A 26,246-nucleotide genomic window follows, 5' to 3' on the forward strand; every position below is an offset into this window, starting at 1 on the left:
TTGGAAGCTGAATCTACCTGCGGATTCACGGGATTCAGGTCGATGCTAGGCCGTCAGTTTGGGCAGAGCTGTGCCTTGCACCTCGAGGACGTGACGACGCGCGGACTCCTCGGCGACGACCTGATCGCGGGCGCGCAGGGCCTCGACGATGGCCCAGTGGCCGCGAATGCACATGGCGAGTTCCTCGCGCGTGAACGAGCGCGCCATGCCGTAGGTGATATTGAATTCCCGGCTGCGCCGCCAGTCGGCGATCAGACGCTGGTTGCCGCAGGCGGTGACGATCGCCTCGTGGAACTCGCGATTCATCTCGCCGAGCACGCTCGACGGAAGATCGAGCAGCTCGTCCATCGGCCGGTCGTACAGGGCCGCGATATCGGTGAGCTGTTGCGCGCTCGCGCGCACGGCGGCGAGTCCGGTCGCCATTCCTTCGAGCGCACAGCGCACCTCGTAGATGTCCTGCACCTCCGCCGGTGTCGGCTCGTGCACCACCCAGCCGTGTTTTGCGCGGCGGACCAGACCCTGATCGACCAATCGCAGCAGGGCGGTTCGGATCGGGGTCCGGCTGATCTCCAGATCGCCCGCCAGATCGTCTTCGGTGAGCTTCTGGTTCGGCCGGAACGTGCCGTCCAGGATCAACGCTTTGACTCGTTCGTAGGCCTGATCGCTGAGGGAACGCCCGGTTCCGATCGGGGGACGCCCGGTCGGGCGGGTAACTCGAGCTGCGTTCGACATGGACATCCCTCCGGAGGGGTGAGGCTGCGGTCATAGTGTACAAGCCTGGACACAGGCGTTCGCCGTCGCCGCAGTTCGCCGAACAGGTGCCCGCGGCGCGGCGACGGATATCGGGATATTCGCGGTGTATCCAACCCGGTTATCGTCGATTCGTGTTGAGGCGCAACGCCTCCCGATTTTCGATGAATCCCATCCGCGAAAATATTCAGGCGTTCGAAACATATCAAACAGATGTAAAAGCATGTCGGCGAACTGGATTCGGCGAATATCTCCATATTACTGTCCAACTCGTCATGTGAGGGCGAATGAATGGAGAGATGGCTGCAATGGAGAGCATGCGTATCAAGGCGGCCGGGACCGTTATCGCCACCGTGCTTATCGGTACCGGTTTGGGCATGGTGACCGCCGCACCGGCGAATGCGTCCGGAAGGACTTGTGACTACAGCGTCAGGTCCGAGCGGGACGGAGGCGCGCTGGTCGGACGAGTGCCGGCGCCCACCGGCAATTGCACCCTGCGCGAGGGTAACTCGGGCGATGCCGTCAAGGCCCTCCAGTCGACATTGTGGAAATGCTACGGCCAGAACGTTTCTCGTGACGGGCAGTTCGGCCCCAGGACGAAGGCCGCCTTGATCCACGCGCAGCGCGAGGCCGGCGCCGGCGCGGACGGAATCTTCGGTCCCGAAACCTTCGGGAAGTTGAAATGGGCCTACTTCAAGTCCAACGGCACCGACGTGCAGTGCCATCGTTACGGCCGCTAGCCGGCAGTAACGGATGTCCCGCGACCTGCGAAATCCAGTATTTCGCAGGTCGCCGTGCGTTCGGGCTACAACGCGGTGTAGTCGCCGGTGCGGACGAGCCGCACTGCAACAACGAGACCCCAGGCGTCGGTTGATCGCGGTGCCGGCTGTCGGTTACGGATTGATCGGCTTCTGGGTGTGCGGGGGCATCTATATAGGCTTCGTCGAGCAGGAAGATCTCAGGGAGCTGGAGGCATTGGCGGAACAGGGCGATATTCCCATACGGCCGTACTGCTGAGCAGTCGCCAACGCAAGTTCGTCAGCCCGCGAATTCCACCACGAAGATTCCGTTGTCGCAGTGCACGGCCAGCCGGTTGCCCCAGGCCGCCAGCGCGAGGATCGACATGTCGAGATCGAGTGCGAGCAGGCACGCGCCGGTCGTGATGTTCCACAGGCGAAGTGCGTCGTCGAGCTCGCCGTATCGCCGGGTGCCCGCCGATGCGAGCACGGTCGTGCCGAAGAGGCGCGGCGCTGCCAGCGCGCTGAGCGAACCGTGGCCGATCAGTGGTTCGCCGACTGCTGTGCCGGAGACGGGATCCCACAGCTGGATCGCGCCCGCGCGCCCGCCACAGGCCAGCAGGTCGTGGCCGTCGGGGCCGGGGACGGCGGCGAGCTGGGTGATGTGATCGCGCGGAACGGAGAAGACGCCGGGGCATCGCGCACCCGTGGTGGCGTCGTAGACGAACGCCTGCGGGCTCGCGTTCGCATGGCCGGAGCCACAGGCGAGCAACGGTCGGCCCGAGGGCCCGGCCAGCGCGACCATCAGGGAGTCATGGGCGAGCCGAGCGGATATCGTTCTCGCCGACTTACCGGTGGCGGGATCCCAGAGCTGGATCGCCGAGAGCTGGATGGACGCGATCAGTGCTCCTCCCGGAGCGGGAACGGCAGTGGGCGAGGCGCCGAGATCACCTGTGCGCCGGTGGCCGGCGCCGGTGGCGGGATCCCATTCCCAGATCATGCCCCAGCGGTCGCCGCTGACGATCCGAGTCGCACCCGCCGTGCCCGGCATCGACGCGATCGTGGTGATCGAGCCGGTGTGACCTCGCAGCGGAGCACCCACCGCCGAGCCGGTCGCCAGGTCCCAGATCTGGACCGTCCCGTCGGCTGCGCCGCTGACCACGCGCCGGTCCTCGATCGAGGCGAGCGCTGTGACCGCGCTGGCGCCGGTGGCCACCGGCGCGCCGACCTGAGTTCCGGAGGCGACGTCCCAGAGACGGAGCGTGCGGTCCTCGCCCCAGCTGGCCAGGAGTCCATCCGGCAGCGCCGCCAGCGCCCCCACCGGGGCGCCGTGACCGGACAGCGGTTTCCCGGCGGCGTGACCCGCGGTGTCCCACAGGCGAATGCGATGAGCATTGCTGGCGCAGGCCAGCACGCCGCGTCCGTCCGGTAGCCGGATCCCGGCCAGCGCGGACACGCGGCGGGTTCCGCCGGTGAAGGGGCCGACGAGCAACTTCCCGGAGACCGGTTCCCAGATGCGCAGGAAGCCACGATCGTCGCCGGCGGCCAGCAGGTATCGGCCGTTCCCGTCCGGTACAGGTGTCAGTGCGTGCACCAGGCTGCTCCCGTAACCGTGGAGGTCTCCGAGGTAGTCACCGGTGACCGGATCCCATCGTGCAATCCGGGTGTTCGTCATTTTCTTCCATCCCACGCTGGCCGCGAGCAGGGAGCCGCCGTCCGGGAGCGGCACAGCGGTCATGGCGCCCATGATGCCGGTGGTGCCGCTGGCCGGAAGTTGCCGCACGGTCGAGGTGTCGAGGTCATCCCAGACAATCGGATGGCGATGGCCGGTGGCGAGCACGGTGCGTCCGTTCGGAAGTGGCGCCGTGGCCATCACCGAGACAGTGCCGTGCCGCGGCGGTACTCGGTAGATCACCTGCGCGGTCGCCGGATCCCACAGCCGCATCGCATAGTCCTGGTGGCCGGTGCCGACGAGTGTGCGGCCGTCGGCGATCGGTACCACCGTCTGCGGGGTGATCTCCTCGGTGCCCCCCGGCAGCTGGCCCACGTCAGCGCCGGTGTCGCCGTCGTAGAGATGAACCGCCCTCGCGGTTCGTGTGCCGACCGCCACCACTGTGCCGCCACCGAGGGGAGCCGATACCAATCGGCCTGCGGCAGGGGGAAAGCCGGCGAACCTGGAATCGGGGTGGGTGGAGTATCCGGAGCCCGGATCCCATAGGCGCACTGTCGAATCGGCAGCAGCGGACGCGAGCAGAACTCGTCCGTCCGGCAGCGGCAGCGTAGCCAGCGCTGTCACATCGGACAGATGCCCGCTCAGGACTCCGGCACGTGCACCGGTGTGGGCATCGGAAAGGAGGATCACGTGTCGTGCATTGTGGAGGGGGCGGGCCAGCAGATTGGCACCGCCGGGTCCCGGCACCTCCACCGTGTCGATGTCCTCCCACACCGCGGTGCTCACCGCTTGCCCGGTCATCGGGTCGCACAGTGGGGACACTCGCTCATTCCTTTCCCGGCAGGCCAGCAGGATGCGCCCGTGCTGCCGGACCGCCGCCACCGCGGTCACCCCGTATCCTCGCTGCACCGGCTCGGCGACGCAGGCACCGGTATCCGGGACGATCAGCTGGACCAGACCCCATTTCGACCCATTCGCGACCGCGAGCACGGTGCGTGGCGTGGGCAGGGACACCGTGGCCAGGCCGCCGATCTCATGGTCGAAGACAAGCGGCTCGGCCGCGGAATCCGCTGACGCCGGATCCCAGAACGTCACGGTGTTCCCTCCGGCGACGGCGAGCACGGTGCGCCCGTCCGGCCAGGGCACAACCGTCATGGACGCGATCGGCTCGTCCAGCATGATCGCCCGTGCGGCGAAATCGCTGTTCCACGGATCCCACAACCGGACAGCGTCGGCGCTTGCCCCGGCCAGCAGCACCCGGTTGTCGGCCAGCCGCACGGTCGTCAGTTGCCGTACCGGCGCCGGAAGTTCATCCATTGTCAGGTGTGGTTGATCGCGCCGCAGCCGCGCCCAGCGAAGGCGCAGGGGCCCCCGCGATGTACGACCCGGGATGCTGCCGGCGAACCGCGCCATGGCCAGGGCCTGGAGGAGGGCTTGTTCCGGCTCGGACCGGCCGGCCAGTCGGTGTCGGGTACCCAGCAGCGCCACGGCCGCCGGCGGCAGATCGGCCCATCGCACGCCGGATCGGAGTATCTGGGACACAAGACCGTCTGTCATGGGCAATTCACCATCACATTCTTCGCCGGCGGAGTTTCGGTGTCTCGAGCGGTTGTAAAAGGCAGGCGGCGAACTGGATTCGACGAGCGGAATTCGTCGAACGGATAGCGCCGCTGGGGATTCCGGCGAACGCGAATCTGCGGTTCACCGGGGCGCACTCATGGCCGTATTCGGGCCCGGCTCAGGTTGTACTCGCAACCCGGCGCTCTACCCGGCGATGGGTACGTGCGGGCATTCGGGGCGGCGGAGAAACAGTGATCCCGCGCATGATCGGCCGCACCTGGAATCCGGCCACCGACTCGAGCCGCCAGTTCGACCACAGCTGCGCCAGCACGATGGCGATCTGATAACGGGCAAATGCCGCACCCAGGCAGCGGCGCGTACCGCCGCCGAACGGCAGGAACGTGAACGACGAGGGGTGCTCGGCGAGGAAGCGTTCGGGATCGAAGTCGTTGGGGGCGGACCAGTTTCGCGCGCTGCGGTGGGCGAGGTAGGCGCTGGCAGCGACCACTGTGCCCGACGGCAGGTCGTACCCGGCGAGCTGCGCGGATTGATTCAGCCGCCGCGGCACCGCCAGCGCGATCGGGGTTACTCGCAGGATCTCGTTCACCACCGCCTGGAGATACTCGAGATGCTGGATCCGTTCTGTCTGGACCCGGCCGTCGGGAAAAGCGGCCAGCAATTCCTGATAGAGCCGTTCGCCGACCGCCGGGGCACACATCAGATGGTGCAAGCCCCACGCCAGGGTGGTGGCTGTGGTTTCGTCGCCCGGCGATCAGCAAGGTGAGGATCTCGTCGTGGAGTGCTCGATCATCCAGCGCGGCCCCGTCCTGGTCACGGGCAGACATCAGCAGGGACAGTACATCGCGGCCGGGCTCGGCGGAATCCGCGCGCCGGGTTGCGATCTCCTCGTACAACGCCCGCCTGATCTCGGTGCGATGCCGGGCGAGCCGACGGTGGGGAAGCAGACGATCGGCGATCGCGGCCAGCGGGCCCGAGTGTGGTGCCGCGCTCCGGCGGTCGAAGTACCGGCGGATCCGCTGCGGCGGAACAATGCTGGATGCCACGAAAAGGCCGGGGGTCCAGGCCGCTTCGACGAAGTTCTCGACGGCGTTTCGCAACTGTGCGAGCCGGGGGCCGTCCGCGTCACCGAAAAGGCACCGGCAGATGACGTCGAAGGTGACACGTTGCAGATGCGGGCGAATCTCCACCGCGGTGCCATCGGCCCAGTCGTCGCCGACCTGGAGGGCGGCGTCGCGCATGATGTCGCCGAAAGCGCGCATCCGGTCGCCGTGAAACGGTGGCGTCAGCAGTCGCCGTTCCAGGCGGTGTGCCTCGCCATCGAGGAACAGAACCGAACGGTCGCCGATGAACAATCCCGCCTGATCGTTCTGGTGTGCGAGCACGTCTCGGGTGCGGGTGAAGATCCAATGAATCGATTCCGGGTCGCCGAAGAACACCATCGGAGGCAGCCCGAGCGGTCGGATGGTGAAGACGTCACCGAATTCGGCGCGGCAGCGGTCCAGGAAGCCGTAGGGCTGAGCGCCCATCTCGATGAGCTGCCGGAGCGGGGAGTGCTTCGGTCCCGGTGGAAGTGAACTCTTCACGAACCTGTCCTTCTTGGGTATCCACGGAAATCGCGTCGGCGCCGTGGTCAGTGATGGAACTCGCCGCCGTTGACATCCAGACAGACGCCGGTGATCGCGCGGGCCAGGTCGGAGGCGAGGAACAGCACGGCGTCGGCGATCTCGTCCGGTTCGGGCAGCTTGCGGAGATCCAGACCAGCCGCGACTTCGTCGTATATCTGCTCCGGCGAGACGCCCCGCTCCTGCGCGAGGTAGGCGAAATAGAACTTGACGCTGTCGGCCCAGATGTAACCCGGTGCAACCGAATTCACGCGGATGCCGCGCGGGCCGAGTTCGGTGGCCAGGCTCTGTGCCAGCGCCAGCAGGGCGGCCTTCGTCATCTTGTAGGGCCCGAACGGTTGCCGTGAATGGCGCAGTACCGACGAGTTGATCATCACCACATTGCCATGAGATTCCGTTAGTGCCGGCGTGAACAGTCGGGTAAGCCGCAGTGTCGAAACGACATTGGTGTGAAACCCGGCCGCGACCGCGTCCAAGTCCGCCTCGGTCAAATCGGCCATCGGTGGCATTGCGAACGCGTTGTTCACCAGAACATCGACCCGGCCGAATGTCTCGAGCGTGGTTTCGACGAGCTGCGCAGCCGATTCGTCGCTGTCGATATCGGTCGGCACGGCACATGCCTGCCCGCCGATCTCCGCGATCTCCTTCGAGACCTCCGCGAGCCGACTTGCCGTTCGCGCGGCGAGCACCACCGCTGCCCCGGCACGGGCACTCTGTACGGCGATCGACTGGCCCAGCCCTGGACCGACACCTGACACGACCACGACTTTGTTACGCAACAACATCGGATGAAACTAATCGATCCCGAATTCCCGCGCTGTACATATCCCCTCGGTTGGGAATGGACCGTGAGCCGATTGATTTTACAGCTATTTGAGGTCTATTCGCCGCAGTCCCCATCGAACCACCCGAGTCCAAGGCCTACTGCGTGTGCCCGGTGTAGTCGCCGTAGTTTGTTGTTCGAAGCGATGGTGGAATTCGGCTTGTCTTCGCTGATATTCTGTGCCGCTTCGAGGGCCTGGCTCTCGAATTCGCTGATTCCGTGGGCTTGTAGCAGTTGACGCAGATCGGGCGCCTCGGCGGTTTCGCCCGACCCCAGCAGCCCGGCGGCGTAGGCGCTCGCCCTCGGCATAAGTCGAGTATCGGCTGTCCCCGAAAGTGGGAACGCTGGTCGAAGGTAGGCTGTGGCGCGAGTCCGCGCCGGGCTCTGTCGTGACGACGAGCGGGGAGTGGCGTGAAGTACTTCAACACCACCGGGCCATGCGATCCGGAGATGCACTACATGCTGTCGGCAGCAGGACGGCTGCGGGACGCTCGGCGGTATATCGAACGCGGCCAGTACTTTGTTGTGCACGCGCCGAGGCAGACGGCAAGACCACCAGTCTGGCCGAGCTCGCCCGCCAGCTCACCGCCGAGGGTGCGTATCTGGCATTGCATTTCAGCTGTGAAGCGGCGTCTCCCTTTGGCGATGACATCGCGAGCGCGGAGCCGGTCATCCTGCAACGGATTCGATCGGCCGCCAAAGCCGCTGACCTGCCGTCGGAGTTATTGCCGCCGTCACGCTGGCCGGACGCAGCGGCCGGCACCGCGGTGGTCGAGGCGCTCACCGAGTGGGCTGGGCGGTGCCCGCGCCCACTGGTGCTGTTCTTCGACGAGATCGACTCGCTGAGTGGCTCCACATTGCTGAATGTGCTGCGCCAGCTTCGCGACGGCTACACGACGAACCGGCGAGGTTTCGTACACTCGGTCGCGCTGTGCGGTTTGCGTGATGTCCGGGACTACAAGGCTGCTTCCGGCGGCGACCCGACTAGGCTCGCCAGTGCCAGTCCGTTCAATATCAAGGTCGAGTCGATGCGCGTCGGTGACTTCACCCGAGCCGAGGTCGCTGAACTCTATGCGCAGCACACCGCTGCCACCGGACAGGAATTCGATCCACGTGCTGTCGATCTGGCCTACCACTACACGCAAGGCCAGCCCTGGCTGGTCAACGCGCTGGCGGTTGAGGTCATCGACAATATGGGGATCGATACCGTGATTACCGATGACCATATCGATATGGCCAAGGAACGCCTGATCGCCGCCCGCGCAACACATTTGGACTCGCTGGTCGTCAAGCTCACCGAATCGAGGGTGCAACAGGTCATCGAACCGCTGATCGCCGGTGCGCTGCCTGCCGCCGATTTCAGCTTCAATGATGGTGTTTCCTACTGTGCGGCTCTCGGTCTCATCGCGGCGACCAACCCGGTGCGTGTCGCCAACCCGATCTACGCAGAGGTCATCCTGCGTGTTCTCGGGAGCGGTATCGAACATGTCATCACTTCGGAGCCGGCCGGTTTCCGCCTGCCCGATGGCCGCCTCGACTTCATGCATCTGCTCACCGAGTTCATGGCGTTCTGGAAATTGAATGGCGAGGTTCTGACTGCTGACCAGAGCTATCACGAGGTTGCTCCGCAATTGGTGCTGATGGCGTTTCTGCATCGCATCGTCAATGGTGGCGGCTACATCGACCGCGAGTACGGCGTGGGTCGTGGGCGCATCGATCTGCTCATTCGCCAGCCATATGCGGACCCGGAGGGCCGACGCGCCGAACAACGCGAAGCCCTCGAGCTGAAGGTCTGGCGTGACAAACAGAAGGACCCGCTCGGCGAGGGCTTGGCCCAGCTCGACCGCTACCTCGACCGTATCGACCTGCCTACCGGTGTCCTGGTCATCTTCGATCGCCGTACCGACGCCGCGCCGATCACCGAGCGAACCGAGTTCTCCGAGGCAACCACGCCCGCCGGGCGCACAGTGGTGCTCTTGCGAGCGTGACTGCGGCACAACACTTTCAGCCGGTCGCGGGAACCGATTGATTGTGTATTCGACTCCGGCAATGAAATTCGCGCAGGCCGGCTTTCCAATCCTGGGAAGTGTGCTGTCCGCCACCTAGTATCGCGCGGAGGGGCACGACACAGGAGACGACTTTGGATATCGCACGGAGCTACTTCGGCAGGTTGCTCCGGCAACGCGGATTCGCGCAGCCGTTGCCGGAGGGGTGAAATGGCGCCGTGGACCGCCGCTGACATCCCGGATCTGACCGGCCGTACGGCTGTTGTCACCGGCGCCAATAGCGGCCTGGGATTCCAGACAGCGCGAATGCTGGCCAAGCGTGGCGCGACCGTCGTACTCGCCTGTCGCAGTCTGAACAACGCCGATGCCGCTGCCGAACGCATCCGAGCCACCGCCCCGGACGCGGAATTGCGCACGGTCTGGCTGAATTTGGCATCCCTGGATTCGGTGCGCACGGCCGCCGAGAAGCTGCGGGCCGACCACGACCGAATCGACTTGCTGGTCAACAACGCCGGGGCGCCGAGTGTCGAATACCGCCGCACCGTAGACGGTTTCGAGACCACTTTCGCCACGAACCATCTGGGCCCGTTCGCATTCACCGGGCTGCTGCTCGACCGGATCGCCGCCGTGCCCGGAGGGCGCATAGTCACGGTCAGCAGCGTGACGCATAAGCGCGCGACCATCGAATTCGATGACCTGGACAACGTGCGCCGCGAATATCGGTACATGGTGGCCTACTCGCAGTCCAAGCTCGCGAACCTGCTGTTCACCTTCGAATTGCAGCGACGTCTGGCCTCGGCTGGAGCCGCGGCCATCGCCGTGGCGGCGCATCCGGGCGCGGCGCAGACCGGCCTCGTGGAGAATATGGGCAAGCGGATCCGGCAGTTCAACAATGCCACGCTGGTGAAGCCGGTGAGCCGACTGCTTCAGCAGCCGGCTGCGGCCGGCGCCTTGCCGACCGTCCGTGCCGCCGTCGATCCTACTGTTCAGGGTGGTGAATACTACGGTCCCGCAGGGTTTTTCGGGCTCAAAGGAGCTCCTGTTCGGGTGGCGGCCGGGGCGTCGGCCCTGGATCGGGAGGCTCAGCTGCGTCTGTGGCGGGAGTCGGAATCGCTGACCGGCGTTCGGTATTCGACGTGACTTCACCGGTGGCGGCCGCCGAGGTGCGGAGCGTCAAGTAGCTCTGGTGACCAGTTCTCGGCAGGAGTCCAGGATCTGCTGACCGGCTTCGGACAGTTGTCCGTGCTTCGCCACGGTGTCGTGGGCATCGTCGAAAGCGGTGGTCAATTGTTCGAGGATGGTGGGCAGCGCAGGTGAGTCGTGGTGTGCGCGAGCTCGGCTCAGCACATGAATGACTCGGCTGAGGACGAAGGTCCCGTGGTAGATACCGGCGATCGGGCGCGGGTCGGCGCGTAAGGGGGAGCGGAAGCGATCGGCCGGGTCGTTGAGTACCAGCTTGTCCTGGGTCATGACCGCGTTGAGTGCGATGTGGGAGGTTTCGTGGGTGATCCGATCGACGAAACACACGGTGGGGTCGTCGATCTCGGGCGGCGAGGTAGGCAGGTGCAGGTGCATCAGGCCGAAACTGCGCGGGGTGGAGACCGAGCCGATGTGCCGCTGATCGTAGAGCCGGATGCTGGAGACGAGGGCGGTTACCTCACCGTGCATATCCGGGGACGCAACTCGTAGGAGGTCCTGTGCGCGGCGGACGGCGACGGCGTGCTGCTCGAAGTCCGGAACCGGCAGCATGGTGGGTAGCTCGTCGTTCGGACCGCGCGGCCCGGTCGAGCTGTAGATGTAGTGCGCGGTCTCGTGGTCGCATACGTCCCAGCGCAGGGTCGACACTTCGATCTCGTCGGTGAACAATTCGCCGCGATCATGGCATGCCCGCAACCGGGCCAATCCTATGACCACCTGGGTGACATCCTGCTCGCGCATGCCCGAGGAGATCTGCCGGTGCAGACTGAAAACAGCGGGCGCGATCCGGCGATCGATATCGAGCTCGTCCAGAACGGGTTCGGCGGCCGCCGCGTGGTCGGGAATCGCCGATCGGGCGATGGCGATCGATCGGCGAAGACCTTCGCGGAGTAGGGAATTGACTCTTGTGCGCAGCAGATGAGCCCGGGCCGGGCTCGGTTGTGCCTCGAAAATGCCCGGCTCGGGCTCCACTGCGCTTTCCGGACTACGCACCGCGCGGTTCGGTCGTACGCGTCATCCCCGCCTGCGCGGAGTGCTGGATCGTGTCCAGTGCCGAATCGTCGAAGCGGACGATGCCGGCCTGAGCCGAAGTCTGGATGGTATCCAGTTCCGATCCGTAGAAGCGGACGAATCCCGCTTGGGCCGAATGCTGGATTGTGTCCAGTGTCGACTCGGTGAAGCGGACGACCCCGGCCTGTGCGGAGTGCTGGATCGTGTCCAGGTCAGCGTCGGGGAGAACGGCGAATGGTGTGCTCATATATACCTCCAAGAAAGCTGATTACCAGCGATACGAATTGTGACCACACTCGAGCGGCTCCGGCGCGGGGTTGTCGACGAGTTTGCAAGTATTTGAGCTTGTGCCACAAGGGATTCCCAATTCTGAGAAGCCCGCCGGATGATGTCTAGAATCCCGCGGACGGCGCCGTGTCAGGAGAACAACTTGCTGCATCGAAATCCCGACTTCCTGAAACTGTGGGGCGCGCAGACCGTCAGCATTTTCGGCAATCGGGTCACCGAACTCGCGCTGCCGCTCACCGCTATCGGCCTGCTCGGCGCCTCGGCCTTCGAAGTCGGCTTACTCGTTGCGGCACAGTATGTTCCGTTCCTCGTCATCGGCCTGCCCGCGGGTGCCTGGGTCGATCGGCTGCCTCGGCGGCCGGTGATGATCCTCACCGATGTGGTCCGCTGCGTCACGCTGCTCGTCATCCCGCTCAGCGCGGCTGCCGGGTTGCTGCGGCTGTGGGTGCTGTTCCCGGTCGCCGTGGTGATAGGCGTGATGGGCGTGTTCTTCGACCTCGCGGCGCAGTCCTACCTGCCGACCTTGATCGGAAGACAGAATCTGATCGAGGGCAACACGAAATTCGAGATGTCGCGTACCGCGGGCGAACTCGGTGGTCCCGGGATCGGTGGTTTGCTCGTGCACTGGGTGACCGCGCCGCTGGCGATACTCGTCGACGCGGTGAGCTTCGCGATCTCGGCGCTCGCGCTGCTACTCATTCGCCGGCCGGAGCCACCGCCGCCGGCGCGCGCTGCCGACTCCAAGCTGTCCGCCGAGATCGGCGCCGGACTGCGCGCCGTCTTCGGCAACCCGCTGCTGCGGGCCGTGGCATTGACCGGGGCGATGGGCAACCTGTTCGGGCTCAGCGGCATGGTGCAGGCCGTACTGGTGTTCTATTGCGTTCGGGAACTGGATTTTTCGCCGGCCACGCTCGGTTTGGTGCTGGCCGTCGGCAATGCGGGGTTCTTCGTCGGCTCGCTGTTCAATCGCCGATTGACGCGCCGTTTCGGCGTCGGGCCGGTCATGGTCGGCGCGATTCTCGTGGTGGGCGTCGGTATCGCGATCCTGCCGCTGGCACGGGGGTCGGTGATCATGGCGGGCGGCACAATCGTGGTCGGCCTGCTCTGCCTCGGCATGGGCATTGCCGCGTTCAATATCAATCAGGTCAGCCTGCGCCAGTCGGTGACCCGGCCCGAACTGCTCGGACGGATGAACGCGACCGTGCGTTTCGTCAACTGGGGTGCCGTACCCATCGGTGCACTGCTCGGTGGCACGCTGGCAGGACTGATCGGCCTGCGCGCGGTGCTCGTGGTGGCCGCCGCGGGCACACTGCTGGCCACCGTGCCCCTGCTACTCTCCCCGGTGCGTGCCTTGGTCGAGATGCCGCAACAACCCGCCGATACACCCGAGTCTGCTGGTGTGCTCGTGACTGATTGATCGGTCACCAGTGGGCAGTACGTTTGGTTGCGCCCGCGAGTCGACACTTGTAGGCGACTCGCGGGCGGCTGCTCAGACGCCGTACTTGTGGCAAGTGGGGACGGCTTCGGCCCAGTAAGGCCACTTGATCTTGCTTCGGGTATCGGGGCCGTAGATGCCATCGGCGGATGCACCCGCTTCTCGCTGAGCGTATTTCAATGCGGATTCGGTTCTGGGGCCGAACTGGCCATCGACGGAGATGTTTTGACCGTAGCAGTGCCGCAGAGCCATCTGCAGGGCCTTCACTGCATCGCTCGAGTCGCCGTTGCGCATCATGCAGCCATAGCTGCCGGTTGATGGCATGGTGGCGATCCGGCCGCTGCGGTCTTCGTGCTTGTAGGTGCCGGAACAGGTGCTGGCCGCGTTCGCCGGTGCGGCGGTAAGGACTCCCGTGCCGACGCCGGCCAGGATGACAGCAGCGGCGGATAACGCGGCCCTTGTTCGTAATTTCCCCATGGTGTTTCTCCGTTCGACGTGGGTCATGGCTCCGAATTTGTTAGATCGGATCCGATGATTAGATCGTCCGGCTTCGGGGGAACGAAACACTTCTGGGCGAGTTACGAACTGGTTTTTACACGCTGTTGAGAATGGAAACGGTCTTCGAAGAATTATCAAATTCCTGTAAAAGGCGGCCTCTCAGGTGGAGATTCGGTCTATGAGTTTCGGTTATTCGACGTTGCGCCACAACGGGTTTCCCAGTTCTGAGACGTGCGTCGAGAAAGAGATTGTGGCGCTGCTGGTTCCGGATTCGTCTCGGGCGCAGCGCGGGTTGACCCGGGCGCTCGGGCCGGTATCGCCATGCGGCCCTACTGAAGCAGCAGCTCGCCATGTCGGCGGATCCGCTCGGATTCGGTCGAGACGACGACCCGGCTGATCTGCTGCCGTGCGGTTTCGGTGTTCATTCGGGCCAGCGCTTCGAGGACGCGGTGCGTCACCGCCGGCGGTGTGGATGCGGGGGTGAGCTTGCCGAGCCTGCGCGCGGTCTCGTCGTCGCCGAGCAGGGCCTGGGCGTGCGCCGGCCAGAACGGCGAGCCCGGATAGTCGTTCCTGCGCCACATGTCGAATAGATCGCGTCCGAATTCGGCCAGGGACACCGGGTCGGCGGCGGCGAGTGCGGTGCGGATACCGGGATAGTCGGTGTCCGGATCGCATAGCCGCAGCATGCGTATCAATGTGCAGGCGGCGGTATCCGGGAATACCGCCGAGTGATCGTATAGTCGGATCCGGGGCAGGCGGTCGAGGTCGAGCCAGTCGGGGACCGGTGGAATTCGCTTGGGCAGGAGCAGGGTTCGGTCGCCTCGGACAATCGCGTGCACCGCGCCCGCGGCTTCGGTACCGAATTCCGCGGCCGTAACCGCTATGGCCGAGGCATGGCCCCGGTCGTAGAGCAGCCGTAGCACGGTTTCCGCCGGTCGCCGGCGTCGTGTGGTACCCAGGGCGATCGGGATCAGATCATGGACAGCCGTGTCGGCGTGGCGCTGGAACCAGGTTCGAGCCACCCCCGATGCCCGCGTCCGGACGACGATGTCCAGGAACAACTCTGTGACTGCGGTGCCGTGCACCGGCGCCAGTGTCGCGGCGAGCGTGATCGGCTGCTTCGATGCCGCGGCGAACACCTCGTCGAGTACGTCCGTTTCGAAGGTGCCGAGCATGCGCCGATAGGGCAGTGTGTCCGTGGACTCCGCCCACTCGGCTCGCTCACCCGGGGTCCAGCGCAGTGCCAGCGGACGCCGCCGTTCGAGCCCCGGTACCGGCGGTTGCCGTCGGGGCCGGGGTCGGGTCCACGGCGGTGCGACCAGGATCGGCGGCAGCGCGGCGGCTTCGGCGATCGGGAGACCGATGCCCAGGTCCGTCTGGATCGGCTCGATTGCGGTGGTGAGATCGGGGTGGGTTCGAAGGTGCGTGCGCAGCAGGGTTTCGAGGGTCGGATCGGGTTTTGCTGCGAGCCGCTGCGCGAGCAATCGCGCCGCTCGGTGCGGGAATCTGGCCGTCGCGCGGTGTATCGCGTCGTGGACGGGTTGCTGGTCGATGCGGTCCAGTAGGAGTTCGAAGGCCTCGTCGGTGGGCATGAGCGCGAGCAGCCCGGCGAGATCCTCCACGATGCACGTGAGTCTGGCCCATGGTCGTTGCACTGCCGGATCGTCGAGCAAGGTGTCGAGCAGCCAGGCAACGGCGACGGCCGCGTCCGGGCCGAGCCGGGCGATCAGCGCGGGCATACAGGCATCGGCTACCTGATGGCCGCACACCTCGAGCAGCCGGTCGAGTTGCGCCCGGGTACTGATCGAATTGCCGAGCATGGCATAGGGATTCGGGTCGGTGCCGTGACCCGGGGTGCGTGCCAGGACCGCGTCCACCCAGTCCTGTCGCTCCGGGATCAGGTAGGCGGCCGCGATATGAATCCAGAGGTGGTTCGATCGTGCCCGGATCGCGGCCAGCCGATCCACCGAGTCGCGGTAGGTGAGGTGCTCGGCGACCGCGAGATGTTCGCGGACCCGGTCCAGCACGCCGAACCAGGCCAGAATGCCGGGGTGGTCGTCGCACATCTCCCGCACCTGCTGGGATATCACGATCCCGCCGGCCTCGGCGCGCCCGATGGGTTGCAGGCCGAGTAGGCGGACCGCCGCCTCGCACGCGGTCGGCAGCCCGTAGGCGGTCACCCAATCGTCGACCGTCGCCTCGGGGGGATCGCCGATCCACGGATCGGGGCGGATCAGCGCATGCAACATCGCCGATCCCAGCGGACTCAACGCCGGGGACTCGACCACGGATCCGGGCGGATGCACGGTGAGGTTCCAATGGAGGGTGGCCGGAACGGCCTCGCCGACGGCGGGTACCGGGCTGCCGGTCACTCGCTGCGCCGTGGCGGCGTGCGGAATCGCGCTGAGCGCCGAGCCGTCGCCGCGGAACGGTATCGGGTGTTGCCGCCATTCGGCCGGCGGTATCCACTCCTGCTCGCCGGCCCGCTCGCTGGGCGGTCGGCGCACTACCGGAGCTGCCACTCGGGCATGTGATCCGACGGGCCGGAGGACGTCGAAAACCTTGGCGCGCACGGCCTGTGCGTCGACGGTTGTCGACACGATGTGAACCGTGAGGTCTCGGTCCCGCCACCGCATGGTCAGCGAGAGTGGATCGTGCGGGGTATCGAGTGCGAACCGGCCACGGACACCGCGGCCCCGGACGCGCAACACACCCCGATCCGGATCGATCGAGACGGTGCGCCGCAGCGCCCGGCCGTGCTCGTCGCGCCCCGAGGTGCGGCGCAAATCCGCGAGCAGGCGATCGATCGCCCGCACCAGGGTTGCCGGGCGCAGTGCGTCCAGCAGATAGGGGAACTTCTGGGACTGTCCGGTGCGGTGCCAGCGCAATCCCGGCTCGAGCACTGTGCCACACCAGTCCCAGCCGGGTACAGGGCGCATCCAGTTACCGACCAATCGCGCGCCTGCCGATTCGTAGGCGGGATCGAGCCACGCCATCGAATCCGCGTTGACAACGATGGTGTCGGGTGTGGCGATCGCCGCTACCCGCCATGAGTCGGCGGTGATTTCCCCATGGGCGAGGTGGTCGGCGGTGATCTCGAACGAGGTCAGGATCAGCCGCTGGCTGACCTCGACCCGAATGGCCGCCGCCTCGTCCAGTCGGCGCCGTGCGCTGTTCAACGCACCGGCAATGAAATTCGCGTCGAACCGCGCATTCGCTGCCACCGTGCGATCGTAATTGCCGATCACGGCGCCACACAGAGGTACCGGTACCCGCGGCTGGGAACATCGGCCACGATCAGCCGGATAGTGCCCGCATCCCCGTGATGATGATGTTCCGGGTGCGAAGGTGCTGTGGTGGACCGGTGCGCCGACTGGTGTTTGGATTGCGCTCATGGATCGTGAACAGCTGATGGCTGCCGTATTTCATCTGATGGAGGTCGAGAGTGGTGCGCTGACGTGTGACCAGCCGGGGCATGCCGGCGGGCACACCTGCGTGTCGGTTTCCGACGACGGTGTGGCTGTGGACGACGCGTTCGACAGCCGGTACGTCAAGGCGTACTGGCGGGGCGAGCCGCCCATGGCGGTTCCGGACGAGCATGACTGGGACCAAGCCTGGGTGCACGGCATGCGGGCGGTGCTCGACGGCCAGGACGCCGAGGGGCGTCTGGTTGTCGCGGTGGCGCAGCGGACCATCCCGGAGCCGGTCGAGCCGCCCGAGGAGCTGTCCTGGGTGCAGCGATTGGTCGCGATCACGGACGGGCCGTCCTCGCCTGTCCCGCAACCTGATTGGGCTGCGGTCGAGGCGAGGCTCGGCACGCCGCTGCCGACCGACTACAAGCAGTTGGTCGAGGCGTTCGGTTGCGCCGGTCGTTTCAACGGGTTCTTCGACGTATTCGATACGGGCGAACTCATCTGGCACACCGAGTACTACGCCGGTGACGATCTGATGCCCGGCGAGGAATATCCGGCGTTCCCGGCCAGGGGCGGGTTGATCCCCTGGTCGAAAAACGAGCACGAGCAGACATACTTCTGGATCACCGAAGGATCCGATCCCGGCCGGTGGCCGGTCTACGCGGTGGACAGCCTCGATGAGGGCACCCGCTTCGACTGCACGGCAACCGAATTCCTGTACCGGCAGATGACCGATCCACACCACCCGTTCCACATCGCGGCCGAGAACGCCCGGGGGCACTGGTTCGAGGACCTCCCGCGCTAGAAGCCTGCGTCGTCGCCTGCGCCCATCGAATCGGCGGAGTGCTGGAGCGTGGGTCGACCGGATGCGCCGGCGGCCGCTCATGATCGCCGCCGACGCGGTGCGATGTGGTGTGCTGCTGGTGATTCCGTTGGCGGCCGCCGGCGGGGTGCTGGGATTGTGGCTGCTGTTTCCGGTCGCGGTCGCGATCGGCGCGATGGGTGTCCTCTACGATCTCGCGGCACAGTCCTACCTCCCGACGCTGGTCGGGATCCATAACCTGGTGGGGGGCGAACACCAGAATGCAGTTGTCGCGCACTACAGGCGAACTGGCCGGGCCCGGTCTCGGCGGGCTACTGGTGCAGTGGGCCACCGCGCCGTTCGCGATCCTGGCCGACGCGGCGAGTTTCGCGATCTCCGGGCTGACGTTGCTGTCGATCCAGCAGCGGGAGCCCGCTCCACCGCCGCGCGGCGGCACCGCCGTGACCGGCGAGATCGCCATGGGGTTGCGGACTGTCTTCGCCGACCCGCTGCTGCGCCCGGTGGCGCTGGCGGGCGGCTTGGGCAATCTGTTCGGGATCGGTGGCATCGGTCAAGCGGTACTGGTGTTGTATTGCGTTCGTGAGCTGAGGCTTTCACCGGCCGGTCTCGGTGCGGTGCTGGCCGGAGTTGCGTGGCCGAATGACGGCGACTTTCCGGGTCATCAACTGGGGTGCCATTCCGATCGGCGCTCTGCTCGGTGGTGCGCTGGCCGGATCGATCGGGCCGCGCACGGTGCTGATGCTGGCCGCCGCGGGTGGTCTGCTGGCTGCCGTGCCGATGCTTCGCTCACCTGTCCGCCGCTTGCGCGCCATACCCGGCGAACCCCCGGAACGGCTCGGGACCGCGACTCTAAAATCGCTGTAAATGTCGTTCCACCAGGCAGACCTGGGGTTAGCTCGAGCGTTACTGTCGAGGGTGAGCGAGCCGATCAGTGGTCCGATATCGGTTCCCGTACGGCAAATTGGGTTCGAGTGTGAAACAGAATTACCGGGTTGTCCGCCGTACTCGTGGGCGGCGGTGCCTCGCCGAGTTGGTCACATCCGCTGTGTTGACCGCCGTGACGGTCGGAATGACATCCGTACCGGCCGTAGCCGCACCGCCCGACACGGGATCCTCCGGATATCAGGGCCCCTCGGAGGGTTTGGATCGGCCGGTGCGGTCGATGATCGACCGGATCGAGCCCATCACCGACCGCTGGCTGCGGGTCTTCGTGCGTTCACCCGCGATGAAACGTGTCGTGCAGGTACAGGTGCTGCTGCCGGCCGACCGCGGCAAGCCGCGGCCGACGGTGTATCTGCTCGACGGCCGGGGGGCTCCGGAACACGAGAGCAGTTGGACGTTGCACGCCGGTGCGGTGGAGTTCTTCGCCTCGAAGGACGTCACTGTGGTGCTGACCACGGGTGGTCCGGCCAATCTCTATACCGATTGGCAACGACGTGATCCGGTGCTCGGCGTCAACAAATGGGAGACCTTCCTTACCCGTGAGCTGCCGCCGCTGATCGAGGAGGCGTTCGAGGGTAACGGGCGCAACGCGATTCAGGGTGTCTCGATGGGGGCGGAGGCGGCGATGATGCTCGCGTTCCGGAACCCGGGGCGGTATGCGGCCGTCGCGGCGCACAGCAGCTGCTACACCATTGCGCGCGGCGCCGGACAGGCCCACGCGCGCGGGATCGTGGCCAGCTACGGCGGCAATCCCGACAATATGTTCGGCCCGCCGGGTGACCCGGACTGGCTCGCCCATGATGTCATCGCACATGCGGAAGCGTTGCGCGGCACCGCGATCTACCTGTCCAGCGGCACTGGAATCCCCGGCGAACACGACCTGGCGGGGCGCACCGACCTCCCGGACGCGATCACGGTCGGCGGTCCACTGGAAGCCGGCGCCTTCACCTGCACGCTGGCCCTGGTGGATCGGCTTGCCCGGCTGGGTATTCCGGCGACAGTCAATCTGCGAGCCACCGGAACCCACTCCTGGCCGTACTGGGCCGACGAATTGGCACGGTCCTGGCCGACCATCGCGACCGCGCTCGAAATTCGATGACCTTGCCGGTGACCGGGCTGCGTCCCATTCGAGAAGTTGTCCGGTCGCGGTCTTGCTTGGAGTGCTCTCCAGCTCACTAGCGTCGACGGCGTTCGACGAAAGGAGCGCCAACAGTGATCGTGACAGTTGTCGACGACGAGGCGAATTACGAGCGGCCCCGCTATTCGATCGGTGAGGTGTCGGAGCGGTCGGGCCTGTCCCGGGACACGCTGCGCTGGTACGAGCGGGTCGGGTTGATGGACTACATCGGCCGGGATCATGCCGGGCAGCGGCGGTTCAGTGATCGAGATCTGGACTGGCTGTCGCTGATCGGGACGCTGCGGCGGACCGGCATGTCGGTGGCCGACATGGTCCGCTACGCGGAACTGGTCCGGGCGGGCGCTGCCACCTATCCGCATCGGCTCGAGATGCTGCGCCGCACCCGCGAGGACGTACTGGACCGCATCGCGGAACTCCAGGAGACCGTGGTCGTTCTCGATCGCAAGATCGAACTCTACGAAGGTGAGCCGCTCACCGATTGGCGGACCGTTCGCGCGTTGCACGCAACCCAAGCCGAACACGCATAGTCACAGGACAATTCAGGAGGTTGATTTCCATGCGTCATCGTTCCTACCTCGCGGCCCTGGCCCTCGCCGGAGCCGTCGGTACCGCCGCGTTCGCCGTCACGGACGGCAGCCCCTCGGCAGTCGGCACCGCGCATGCCCAGCAGGTCCCGACCGTTCCGTTGACCGGCGACGACCACACCGCCGCGCTCACGCAGTCCCGCAATGCCCTGGCCACAGCGGGTCTCACGCTGCCGGACGGCTGGTTGCCCGCCTGGGTGCAGGCCGCCGGCCATGATCAGCAGAGCGTTACCGTAGTCCGCTACGAGCAGGACGCGCGGCGCGATCTGGGCGGGGAGCACATCACCACCGTCGTCGGTGCCGACGGGACACTACTGGGCTACACCCGGATGACCGCCTCCGCCGCGTCCGGGCCGGCGGCCACCGACCGGGTTGCGGCGCGCACCGCCGCCGCAACTTGGCTGAATGGCTTCGCCGCCGACTATGCCGCCGGCCTCGATCTGCAATTCGTGGAACCGCACGAGGAGCAGATCCGGGATTCGACGGGCGTCACGCGAACGATCACCGGGCTCAAGGTCAAGTCGCACCATGCGAGTGGCCTGTACGCCTGGACGATCGTCGATGGCGACGGCCAGGTGATCACCTACGAGCGCGATATCCGCTGGGACAGCGGTGCGGGCCGGCGCGGCACCGAGATGTGGATGCACGACAAGTGGATCGCCGCTCGGGAAGGCAGCGGTCCGCAGCCATCTTCGCCGTACGCTCGCGCATGATTGTCTGACAATCATAGTGCCTGGTTAGACCCAGTACAGGACTGAAATGCCAGTTCAAAGACCTTCTCTATTCTCAGAGATTGTCTTGCAATCGTACGGGCATACAGTTACCGTGAAATCCGGCAGACTCACACCCCGCACGCATGGAGGCGTCCAATGTCAACGACGACAGACGAGGTGCGCACCTCGACGGCCGAGCAACGACGCATCGGCGTGGCCGCCGCCTGCGGCAGCTTCATGGAATGGTTCGACTTCGCGGTGTACGGGTTCTTCGCCGTGACGATCGGGCAGCTGTTCTTTCCCAGTGACGACCCGGCCACCGAGTTGCTGCTGTCGCTGAGCGCGTTCGGCGTCGCGCTGGTCATGCGGCCGCTCGGTGGCGTGGTCTTCGGTATCGTCGGCGACCGCCTGGGCCGGCGTGCGTCGCTCACCGGTTCGGTGGTCCTGATGGCGGTCTCGACGACGCTGATCGCCCTGCTGCCCACCTATGCCTCGATCGGGGTTCTCGCCCCGATCGTGCTGGTCGTGCTGCGAATGTTGCAGGGCGCCTCGGTCGGTGGCGAGTGGGCCGGTGCCGCAGCCTTTCTCGTGGAACAGGCCCCGCAGCACCGCCGGGCGCTGGCGGGAAGTGTGGTGCCCGCCACGGCCGGCGCGGGTGGGCTCGGCGGGGTCGCGGTCGCGCTGCTGCTGACCAATGTGCTGAGTGAGAACCACATGCTCGACTGGGGCTGGCGGGTACCGTTCCTGCTCGCCGCACCCCTGGGTCTCGCCGCCGTCTACATCCGGCTGAAGCTCGAGGACACTCCGATCTTCACCGCGATGCAGGCCGAGGGGGACCTCGCACAGGCGCCGACCCGGGAGGCGCTGCGGCACAACCGGCGAGCGATCGCGCTGTGCTTCTTCGCGACTGCCTCGGCAACCGTCGGCTACTACTACCTGGTCACTTCCACGCCGAACACGCTGATGTCGGACGAGGTGGGCACGAGCCGGATGTCCGCGCTGTCGGCAACGGGAGCCATCCTCGCGGTGTACACGGCGTTGTGCCCGGTCGCCGGGATCATCTCCGACAGAATCGGACGGCGCCCCACCATCCTGCTCGGTGCCGCCGGCCTCATGCTGTTCTCGGTTCCGGCCTTCTGGCTGTTGAACAGCGGCAATATTGTGATCGCCGTCCTGGCCATGTCGGTGTTCGCGCTCTTCGAAGCCATGGTGAACGTCACGATGGTGGTCCTGCTGATCGAACTGTTCCCCGCCCGTACCCGCATGACCGGTTGCAGCCTGGGCTTCAACTTGGCCGGAGCACTGCTCGGCGGCCCCGCCGCGGTGATCGTCGCGGCATCGGCCACCGGCTTCGAATTCTCCGGCGCCGGCGGCTTCTACATGACCGCCGTCGCCACGATGACGCTGGCCGGACTGTACTTCCTGCTCCCAGAGACCAAGGGCCGCGATCTTCACTCACAGGCGGAAGCCACATGGGAGACGCGATCGCCGGCCTCCGTAACCGACTGACACCGACACCACAGAAACAGGAGTGACGAATGACCGTCAACGGCAACAACACCCACAGCGGCAGATTGGCAGCCGGGATCGATACCCGCCGCGCGGTACTCGGCGCGCAGCATGTGGACCGCTCCCTCGCCCAGGCCACCGAGTTCTCCCGGCCGATGCAGGAACTGGTGACGGAATACTGCTGGGGTGCGGTCTGGTCCCGGCCCGGCCTGAGCCGCCGCGACCGCAGCTTGCTCAACGTGGCCATGCTCACCGCATTGAACCGGCCCCATGAACTCGCACTGCACGTGCGCGGAGCGCTGAACAATGGCGTCACGCCCGCCGAGCTGCGGGAGGTCCTGCTGCAGGCCTGCATCTATTCCGGGGTACCGGCGGGTATGGACGCCTACCGAACCACCGAGAAAGTACTGATCGAACAGGGATACGACCTCGGCGAGCCGAGCTGAGCAAGGAGAAGCGCAATCATGGACATCGCATACGATCAGCCGATCTCCGCTGAACTCCGTCGCGAGCACTGCCTCATCGGCGGTGTGTGGACGGCCGCTGACAGCGGCGAATACCTGGCCGTCCGGAACCCCGCCACCGGCGATACGGTGGGTCGCGTTCCGGCCATGGGACAGACCGAGACCAAGGGCGCCATCGAGGCAGCCCGCAAAGCCCAGCGTGAATGGGCGGCCCGAACCGCTGGCGAACGCGCCGAGACCCTGCTGCGCTGGCGGGATCTCGTGGAAGAGTCCCGGGACGACCTCGCCCGGCTGCTCACCATGGAACAGGGCAAGCCACTGGCCGAGGCACGCGGCGAGATTGCCTACGCGGCTTCATTTCTGCGGCTGTATGCCGAGGAAGCCCGCCGCATCCACGGCGAGATCATCCCGTCGAACTCCGCCGACACCCGGATCATGGTGCTGCGCGAACCGATCGGCGTCGTCGCCTGCATCACCCCGTGGAACTTTCCCGCCGCGATGATCACCCGCAAGGCGGCACCTGCGATCGCCGCGGGCTGCGCCGTGGTGATCAAACCCGCCGAGGAGACTCCGCTGTCGGCGCTCGCGCTCGCCGCTCTCGCCGAGAAGGCCGGGCTCCCGGCCGGTGTGCTCAATATCGTTACCGGACAGCCGGAATCGATCGGAGCCGAACTCTGTGCGAACCCGGTGGTCCGCGCGTTGTCCTTCACCGGCTCCACCGAGGTCGGACGGCTGCTCGCCACCCGATGCGCGGCCACCGTGAAGAAGCTGACGCTCGAACTCGGCGGCAACGCACCCTTCATCGTCTTCGACGACGCCGACCTGGATGCCGCGGTGGAAGGGGCTGTCATCTCGAAGTTCCGGCAGAGTGGTCAGAGCTGCGTCGGTACCAACCGATTCCTTGTCCACGACAGCGTCTACGAGACCTTCGCCGCGCATTTCGCCGCCCGAGTACGCGGGCTCACCGTCGGCAACGGGTTGACGGCGGGCACCGACATCGGGCCGTTGATCAACCAGCAGGCACTGGGCAAGGTGCGTGAACACGTGGCCGACGCGCTGGCCCAGGGCGCCGACCTGCTCGTCGGCGGGTCGGAGATCGAGGGCGGTACCTTCTTCGCACCCACCGTCCTCGGCAACGCGACCACCACCATGCGCATCGCCGCCGAGGAGACCTTCGGGCCGGTCGCCGCACTCTTCCGGTTCCAGACCGAAGCCGAGGCGATCGCCCTGGCCAATGCCACCGAATTCGGGCTCGCGGCTTACTTCTACAGCCAGGACCTGCGTCGGGTCTGGCGGGTCGCCGAGCAATTGGAGTCGGGAATGGTCGGCATCAATACCGGCTTCCTGTCGGTGGAGGTGGCGCCGTTCGGCGGTGTGAAACAGTCCGGCCTCGGACGTGAGGGGTCTCACCACGGCATCGAGGAGTACACCGAAATGAAGTACCTCAACTTCGGTGGCATGGCATGAGCCGGCGTTCCACACTGCGAAAGTTCCTCCGGCTGGGGCATTCCGGCGAGCCGCGGCAGCTCGGTTACCGGACCAGCGGAACAGGCGAACCCCTGCTGCTCCTGCACCCGATCGGGCTGGATGGCAGTTGGTGGAGTACCTACATCGAGCTCTTCTCGGAACGGTTCCGGGTCATCGCGGTCGACCTGCCCGGGCACGGTGCGTCCAGCCCGGTTCGCGGGCCGATCACCCTCGACGGAATGGCCCGCGACGTGGCCGCGGTGCTGGAGGCCGAGAAGGCCGGGCCCGCACACGTCGTCGGTGTGTCCATGGGTGGCATGGTCGCCCAGCACCTGGCATTGCGGCAGCCGCGGAAGGTGGCCTCGATGATCCTGTGCGCTACCGCGGGCAGCTTCGCCGACGACGTACGGCCGCTGCTGCGCGAACGCGGTATGGCCGCGCGCGCAGGTATGGCGGCAGTCATCGAGCCGACGCTGGAGCGCTGGTTTCCGCCTCGGGCCCGGGCCGCCGCCGTCGGCCAGGACTGCGCGCGCACGCTCGCGGCTGCCGATCCGGGCAGCTGGGCAGCGTGCTGGGCGGCGATCGCGGAACTGGCGACCCTGGATCGACTCGGCGCGCTGGATATTCCGGCGCTGGTGATCACCGGCTCCGCCGATATCACCACTGCGCCCACGGCAGCCGAAGCCCTGGCCCGCGCGCTGCCCGATGCCCGCCTGGTCATCGTGCCCGGTGCCTGGCATATGGGCGTATTCGAGGATCCCAAGCGCTTCGTCGCCGCGTTCGCGGACTTTCTCGAACGGAATTCAGGCGATTATGGAGCAGTGGTGCCTGCTCGGGAGCCGCCATTCGTAGTACTGTCGGACAAATGACAGCGCGAGAAGCGAAGCCATTGGACGGGCTCTCGATGCAGGTGCACCGGGTGGCGGCGCCGATCCGGGAGCAGGTTGCCGACCAGTTACGGCAGGCGATCGTGGAGATGCGGCTGCGGCCGGGACAGCGCCTGATCGAGCGGGAGCTGATCGAGCAGACCGGGGTCTCGCGCACGACCATCCGCGAGGTCCTGCGGGAGCTGACGGCGGAGGGTCTGGTCAGCAGCATTCCCAACAAGGGGATCGTGGTCTCCTCGGTGACGCCGCAACGTGCCGCCGAGCTGTACGAGGTGCGTGCGGTACTCGAGGGGATGGCGGGCCGCCAGTTCGTCGAGAACGCATCCGAAGACGAAGTCCGGCAGCTGCGGGCCGCTTTCGACGCGATCGCCACCCACGCCGCGGGCCAGGGCGCGGCGGTCGAGTTGCTCGAGGCCAAGAAGAGTTTCTACGACACGCTCCTCACCGGGTCGCGAAACGTCACCATCCAGGAAATCGTCGAAGGTCTGCAGGCGCGGGTCACCGTGCTGCGGGCTCTGTCCCTGTCGCAACCGGACCGCGCGCCACGCAGCGTGGCCGAGATGCGCGAAATCGTGGAAGCCGTCGAAGCGCGCGACGCGCAACGTGCCGCCGATGCCTGCGCACGACATGTGCGTCAGGCCGGGCGCACCGCGCTGGACGCCATGACCAGTAGCTGAAATTGGAGA

At 66.3% G+C, this 26,246-nt stretch carries 23 protein-coding genes and 1 pseudogene; 14 read left to right on the forward strand and 10 right to left on the reverse strand.

What is annotated here, in order from left to right:
• Positions 1-45: 45 nt before the first annotated feature.
• A complete protein-coding gene (locus tag ACFVMC_RS28860) occupies positions 46-732 on the reverse strand; it encodes a GntR family transcriptional regulator (protein ID WP_379215422.1) in 687 nt (228 codons plus the stop codon).
• A 335-nt stretch (positions 733-1,067) separates the two neighbouring features.
• On the opposite strand from ACFVMC_RS28860, the gene ACFVMC_RS28865 reads away from it, so the two are divergent.
• Entirely contained in the window at positions 1,068-1,490 is a 423-nt protein-coding gene (locus tag ACFVMC_RS28865) for a peptidoglycan-binding protein (RefSeq protein ID WP_379215424.1), read from the forward strand.
• 298 nt (positions 1,491-1,788) lie between these two features.
• Here the strand turns inward: ACFVMC_RS28865 and ACFVMC_RS28870 are convergent, their stop codons facing one another.
• The 4 genes and pseudogenes from ACFVMC_RS28870 to ACFVMC_RS28885 all read right to left on the reverse strand — a co-directional run bounded on the left by ACFVMC_RS28870 (position 1,789) and on the right by ACFVMC_RS28885 (position 7,147).
• A complete protein-coding gene (locus ACFVMC_RS28870) occupies positions 1,789-4,476 on the reverse strand; it encodes a WD40 repeat domain-containing protein (RefSeq protein ID WP_379215425.1) in 2,688 nt (895 codons plus the stop codon).
• Positions 4,477-4,897: 421 nt separating this feature from the next.
• Complete coding sequence (locus ACFVMC_RS28875) at positions 4,898-5,437, reverse strand: cytochrome P450 (protein WP_379215427.1); 540 nt, start codon at positions 5,435-5,437, stop codon at positions 4,898-4,900.
• Positions 5,438-5,537: 100 nt separating this feature from the next.
• Positions 5,538-6,266 (reverse strand): annotated as a pseudogene (locus ACFVMC_RS28880) (cytochrome P450); the annotation flags it as partial.
• 104 nt (positions 6,267-6,370) lie between these two features.
• Positions 6,371-7,147, reverse strand: coding sequence for an SDR family oxidoreductase (locus ACFVMC_RS28885; RefSeq protein ID WP_379215429.1), 777 nt, complete (start codon positions 7,145-7,147; stop codon positions 6,371-6,373).
• A 475-nt stretch (positions 7,148-7,622) separates the two neighbouring features.
• Here ACFVMC_RS28885 and ACFVMC_RS28890 point away from each other — a divergent pair, with 475 nt between their 5' ends.
• Together ACFVMC_RS28890 and ACFVMC_RS28895 are read left to right on the forward strand one after the other, a co-directional pair.
• A complete protein-coding gene (locus ACFVMC_RS28890) occupies positions 7,623-9,173 on the forward strand; it encodes an ATP-binding protein (RefSeq protein WP_379215431.1) in 1,551 nt (516 codons plus the stop codon).
• 228 nt (positions 9,174-9,401) lie between these two features.
• A complete protein-coding gene (locus ACFVMC_RS28895) occupies positions 9,402-10,331 on the forward strand; it encodes an oxidoreductase (protein WP_379215433.1) in 930 nt (309 codons plus the stop codon).
• Between the two features lie 33 nt (positions 10,332-10,364).
• Here ACFVMC_RS28895 and ACFVMC_RS28900 read toward each other — a convergent pair whose 3' ends face one another.
• Positions 10,365-11,360 carry an aKG-HExxH-type peptide beta-hydroxylase gene (locus ACFVMC_RS28900; protein WP_379215435.1) on the reverse strand — a complete coding sequence of 332 codons (996 nt, stop codon included), beginning with the start codon at positions 11,358-11,360 and terminating at the stop codon, positions 10,365-10,367.
• A gap of 13 nt (positions 11,361-11,373) precedes the next feature.
• Positions 11,374-11,646, reverse strand: coding sequence for a hypothetical protein (locus ACFVMC_RS28905; protein WP_379215437.1), 273 nt, complete (start codon positions 11,644-11,646; stop codon positions 11,374-11,376).
• 183 nt (positions 11,647-11,829) lie between these two features.
• Here ACFVMC_RS28905 and ACFVMC_RS28910 point away from each other — a divergent pair, with 183 nt between their 5' ends.
• Complete coding sequence (locus tag ACFVMC_RS28910) at positions 11,830-13,104, forward strand: MFS transporter (protein ID WP_379215439.1); 1,275 nt, start codon at positions 11,830-11,832, stop codon at positions 13,102-13,104.
• A 72-nt stretch (positions 13,105-13,176) separates the two neighbouring features.
• Here ACFVMC_RS28910 and ACFVMC_RS28915 read toward each other — a convergent pair whose 3' ends face one another.
• Entirely contained in the window at positions 13,177-13,626 is a 450-nt protein-coding gene (locus ACFVMC_RS28915) for a peptidoglycan-binding protein (protein ID WP_379215441.1), read from the reverse strand.
• Between the two features lie 323 nt (positions 13,627-13,949).
• Complete coding sequence (locus ACFVMC_RS28920) at positions 13,950-16,844, reverse strand: hypothetical protein (RefSeq protein ID WP_379215442.1); 2,895 nt, start codon at positions 16,842-16,844, stop codon at positions 13,950-13,952.
• Positions 16,845-17,013: 169 nt separating this feature from the next.
• Between ACFVMC_RS28920 and ACFVMC_RS28925 the strand changes: the two genes are divergently transcribed.
• Positions 17,014-17,838, forward strand: coding sequence for an SMI1/KNR4 family protein (locus ACFVMC_RS28925; RefSeq protein ID WP_379215444.1), 825 nt, complete (start codon positions 17,014-17,016; stop codon positions 17,836-17,838).
• A gap of 329 nt (positions 17,839-18,167) precedes the next feature.
• On the opposite strand, the gene ACFVMC_RS28930 is transcribed toward ACFVMC_RS28925, so the two are convergent.
• Positions 18,168-18,410, reverse strand: coding sequence for a hypothetical protein (locus ACFVMC_RS28930; protein WP_379215446.1), 243 nt, complete (start codon positions 18,408-18,410; stop codon positions 18,168-18,170).
• Between the two features lie 85 nt (positions 18,411-18,495).
• On the opposite strand from ACFVMC_RS28930, the gene ACFVMC_RS28935 reads away from it, so the two are divergent.
• From ACFVMC_RS28935 to ACFVMC_RS28975, 9 genes are all read left to right on the forward strand, one after another.
• Positions 18,496-18,720 carry a hypothetical protein gene (locus ACFVMC_RS28935; RefSeq protein ID WP_379215448.1) on the forward strand — a complete coding sequence of 75 codons (225 nt, stop codon included), beginning with the start codon at positions 18,496-18,498 and terminating at the stop codon, positions 18,718-18,720.
• A gap of 205 nt (positions 18,721-18,925) precedes the next feature.
• Positions 18,926-19,897, forward strand: coding sequence for an alpha/beta hydrolase (locus ACFVMC_RS28940; RefSeq protein ID WP_379215450.1), 972 nt, complete (start codon positions 18,926-18,928; stop codon positions 19,895-19,897).
• 113 nt (positions 19,898-20,010) lie between these two features.
• Positions 20,011-20,463, forward strand: a complete 453-nt coding sequence (locus ACFVMC_RS28945) for a MerR family transcriptional regulator (RefSeq protein WP_379215452.1) — start codon at positions 20,011-20,013, stop codon at positions 20,461-20,463.
• Between the two features lie 29 nt (positions 20,464-20,492).
• Positions 20,493-21,233, forward strand: coding sequence for a hypothetical protein (locus tag ACFVMC_RS28950; protein ID WP_379215454.1), 741 nt, complete (start codon positions 20,493-20,495; stop codon positions 21,231-21,233).
• Positions 21,234-21,389: 156 nt separating this feature from the next.
• A complete protein-coding gene (locus ACFVMC_RS28955; protein ID WP_379215456.1) occupies positions 21,390-22,742 on the forward strand; it encodes an MFS transporter in 1,353 nt (450 codons plus the stop codon).
• Positions 22,743-22,771: 29 nt separating this feature from the next.
• Positions 22,772-23,188 carry a carboxymuconolactone decarboxylase family protein gene (locus tag ACFVMC_RS28960; RefSeq protein WP_379215458.1) on the forward strand — a complete coding sequence of 139 codons (417 nt, stop codon included), beginning with the start codon at positions 22,772-22,774 and terminating at the stop codon, positions 23,186-23,188.
• Positions 23,189-23,206: 18 nt separating this feature from the next.
• A complete protein-coding gene (locus ACFVMC_RS28965) occupies positions 23,207-24,673 on the forward strand; it encodes an NAD-dependent succinate-semialdehyde dehydrogenase (RefSeq protein WP_379215460.1) in 1,467 nt (488 codons plus the stop codon).
• On the forward strand, positions 24,670-25,542 hold the full coding sequence (locus tag ACFVMC_RS28970) for an alpha/beta fold hydrolase (protein WP_379215462.1): 873 nt from the start codon (positions 24,670-24,672) through the stop codon (positions 25,540-25,542). The genes ACFVMC_RS28965 and ACFVMC_RS28970 overlap by 4 nt, the downstream gene beginning before the upstream one ends.
• A complete protein-coding gene (locus ACFVMC_RS28975; RefSeq protein ID WP_379215464.1) occupies positions 25,539-26,237 on the forward strand; it encodes a GntR family transcriptional regulator in 699 nt (232 codons plus the stop codon). Before ACFVMC_RS28970 ends, ACFVMC_RS28975 begins: the two co-directional genes overlap by 4 nt.
• The last annotated feature ends 9 nt before the right edge of the window (positions 26,238-26,246 follow it).

This window comes from Nocardia sp. NPDC127579 (assembly GCF_042672005.1).
GTDB lineage: Bacteria > Actinomycetota > Actinomycetes > Mycobacteriales > Mycobacteriaceae > Nocardia.

Excerpts from the sequence above, each read along its gene's own strand:
- ACFVMC_RS28870 (WP_379215425.1), bottom strand. The coding sequence starts at position 4,476 with ATGGATGAACTTCCGGCGCCGGTACGGCAACTGACGACCGTGCGGCTG.
- ACFVMC_RS28895 (WP_379215433.1), top strand. The coding sequence starts at position 9,402 with ATGGCGCCGTGGACCGCCGCTGACATCCCGGATCTGACCGGCCGTACG.
- ACFVMC_RS28875 (WP_379215427.1), bottom strand. The coding sequence starts at position 5,437 with ATGTGTGCCCCGGCGGTCGGCGAACGGCTCTATCAGGAATTGCTGGCC.
- ACFVMC_RS28960 (WP_379215458.1), top strand. The coding sequence starts at position 22,772 with ATGACCGTCAACGGCAACAACACCCACAGCGGCAGATTGGCAGCCGGG.
- ACFVMC_RS28865 (WP_379215424.1), top strand. The coding sequence starts at position 1,068 with ATGCGTATCAAGGCGGCCGGGACCGTTATCGCCACCGTGCTTATCGGT.
- ACFVMC_RS28885 (WP_379215429.1), bottom strand. The coding sequence starts at position 7,147 with ATGTTGTTGCGTAACAAAGTCGTGGTCGTGTCAGGTGTCGGTCCAGGG.
- ACFVMC_RS28975 (WP_379215464.1), top strand. The coding sequence starts at position 25,539 with ATGACAGCGCGAGAAGCGAAGCCATTGGACGGGCTCTCGATGCAGGTG.
- ACFVMC_RS28915 (WP_379215441.1), bottom strand. The coding sequence starts at position 13,626 with ATGACCCACGTCGAACGGAGAAACACCATGGGGAAATTACGAACAAGG.
- ACFVMC_RS28955 (WP_379215456.1), top strand. The coding sequence starts at position 21,390 with ATGTCAACGACGACAGACGAGGTGCGCACCTCGACGGCCGAGCAACGA.
- ACFVMC_RS28965 (WP_379215460.1), top strand. The coding sequence starts at position 23,207 with ATGGACATCGCATACGATCAGCCGATCTCCGCTGAACTCCGTCGCGAG.
- ACFVMC_RS28935 (WP_379215448.1), top strand. The coding sequence starts at position 18,496 with ATGACGGCGACTTTCCGGGTCATCAACTGGGGTGCCATTCCGATCGGC.
- ACFVMC_RS28860 (WP_379215422.1), bottom strand. The coding sequence starts at position 732 with ATGTCGAACGCAGCTCGAGTTACCCGCCCGACCGGGCGTCCCCCGATC.
- ACFVMC_RS28890 (WP_379215431.1), top strand. The coding sequence starts at position 7,623 with ATGCGATCCGGAGATGCACTACATGCTGTCGGCAGCAGGACGGCTGCG.
- ACFVMC_RS28905 (WP_379215437.1), bottom strand. The coding sequence starts at position 11,646 with ATGAGCACACCATTCGCCGTTCTCCCCGACGCTGACCTGGACACGATC.
- ACFVMC_RS28950 (WP_379215454.1), top strand. The coding sequence starts at position 20,493 with ATGCGTCATCGTTCCTACCTCGCGGCCCTGGCCCTCGCCGGAGCCGTC.
- ACFVMC_RS28925 (WP_379215444.1), top strand. The coding sequence starts at position 17,014 with ATGGATCGTGAACAGCTGATGGCTGCCGTATTTCATCTGATGGAGGTC.
- ACFVMC_RS28940 (WP_379215450.1), top strand. The coding sequence starts at position 18,926 with ATGACATCCGTACCGGCCGTAGCCGCACCGCCCGACACGGGATCCTCC.
- ACFVMC_RS28970 (WP_379215462.1), top strand. The coding sequence starts at position 24,670 with ATGAGCCGGCGTTCCACACTGCGAAAGTTCCTCCGGCTGGGGCATTCC.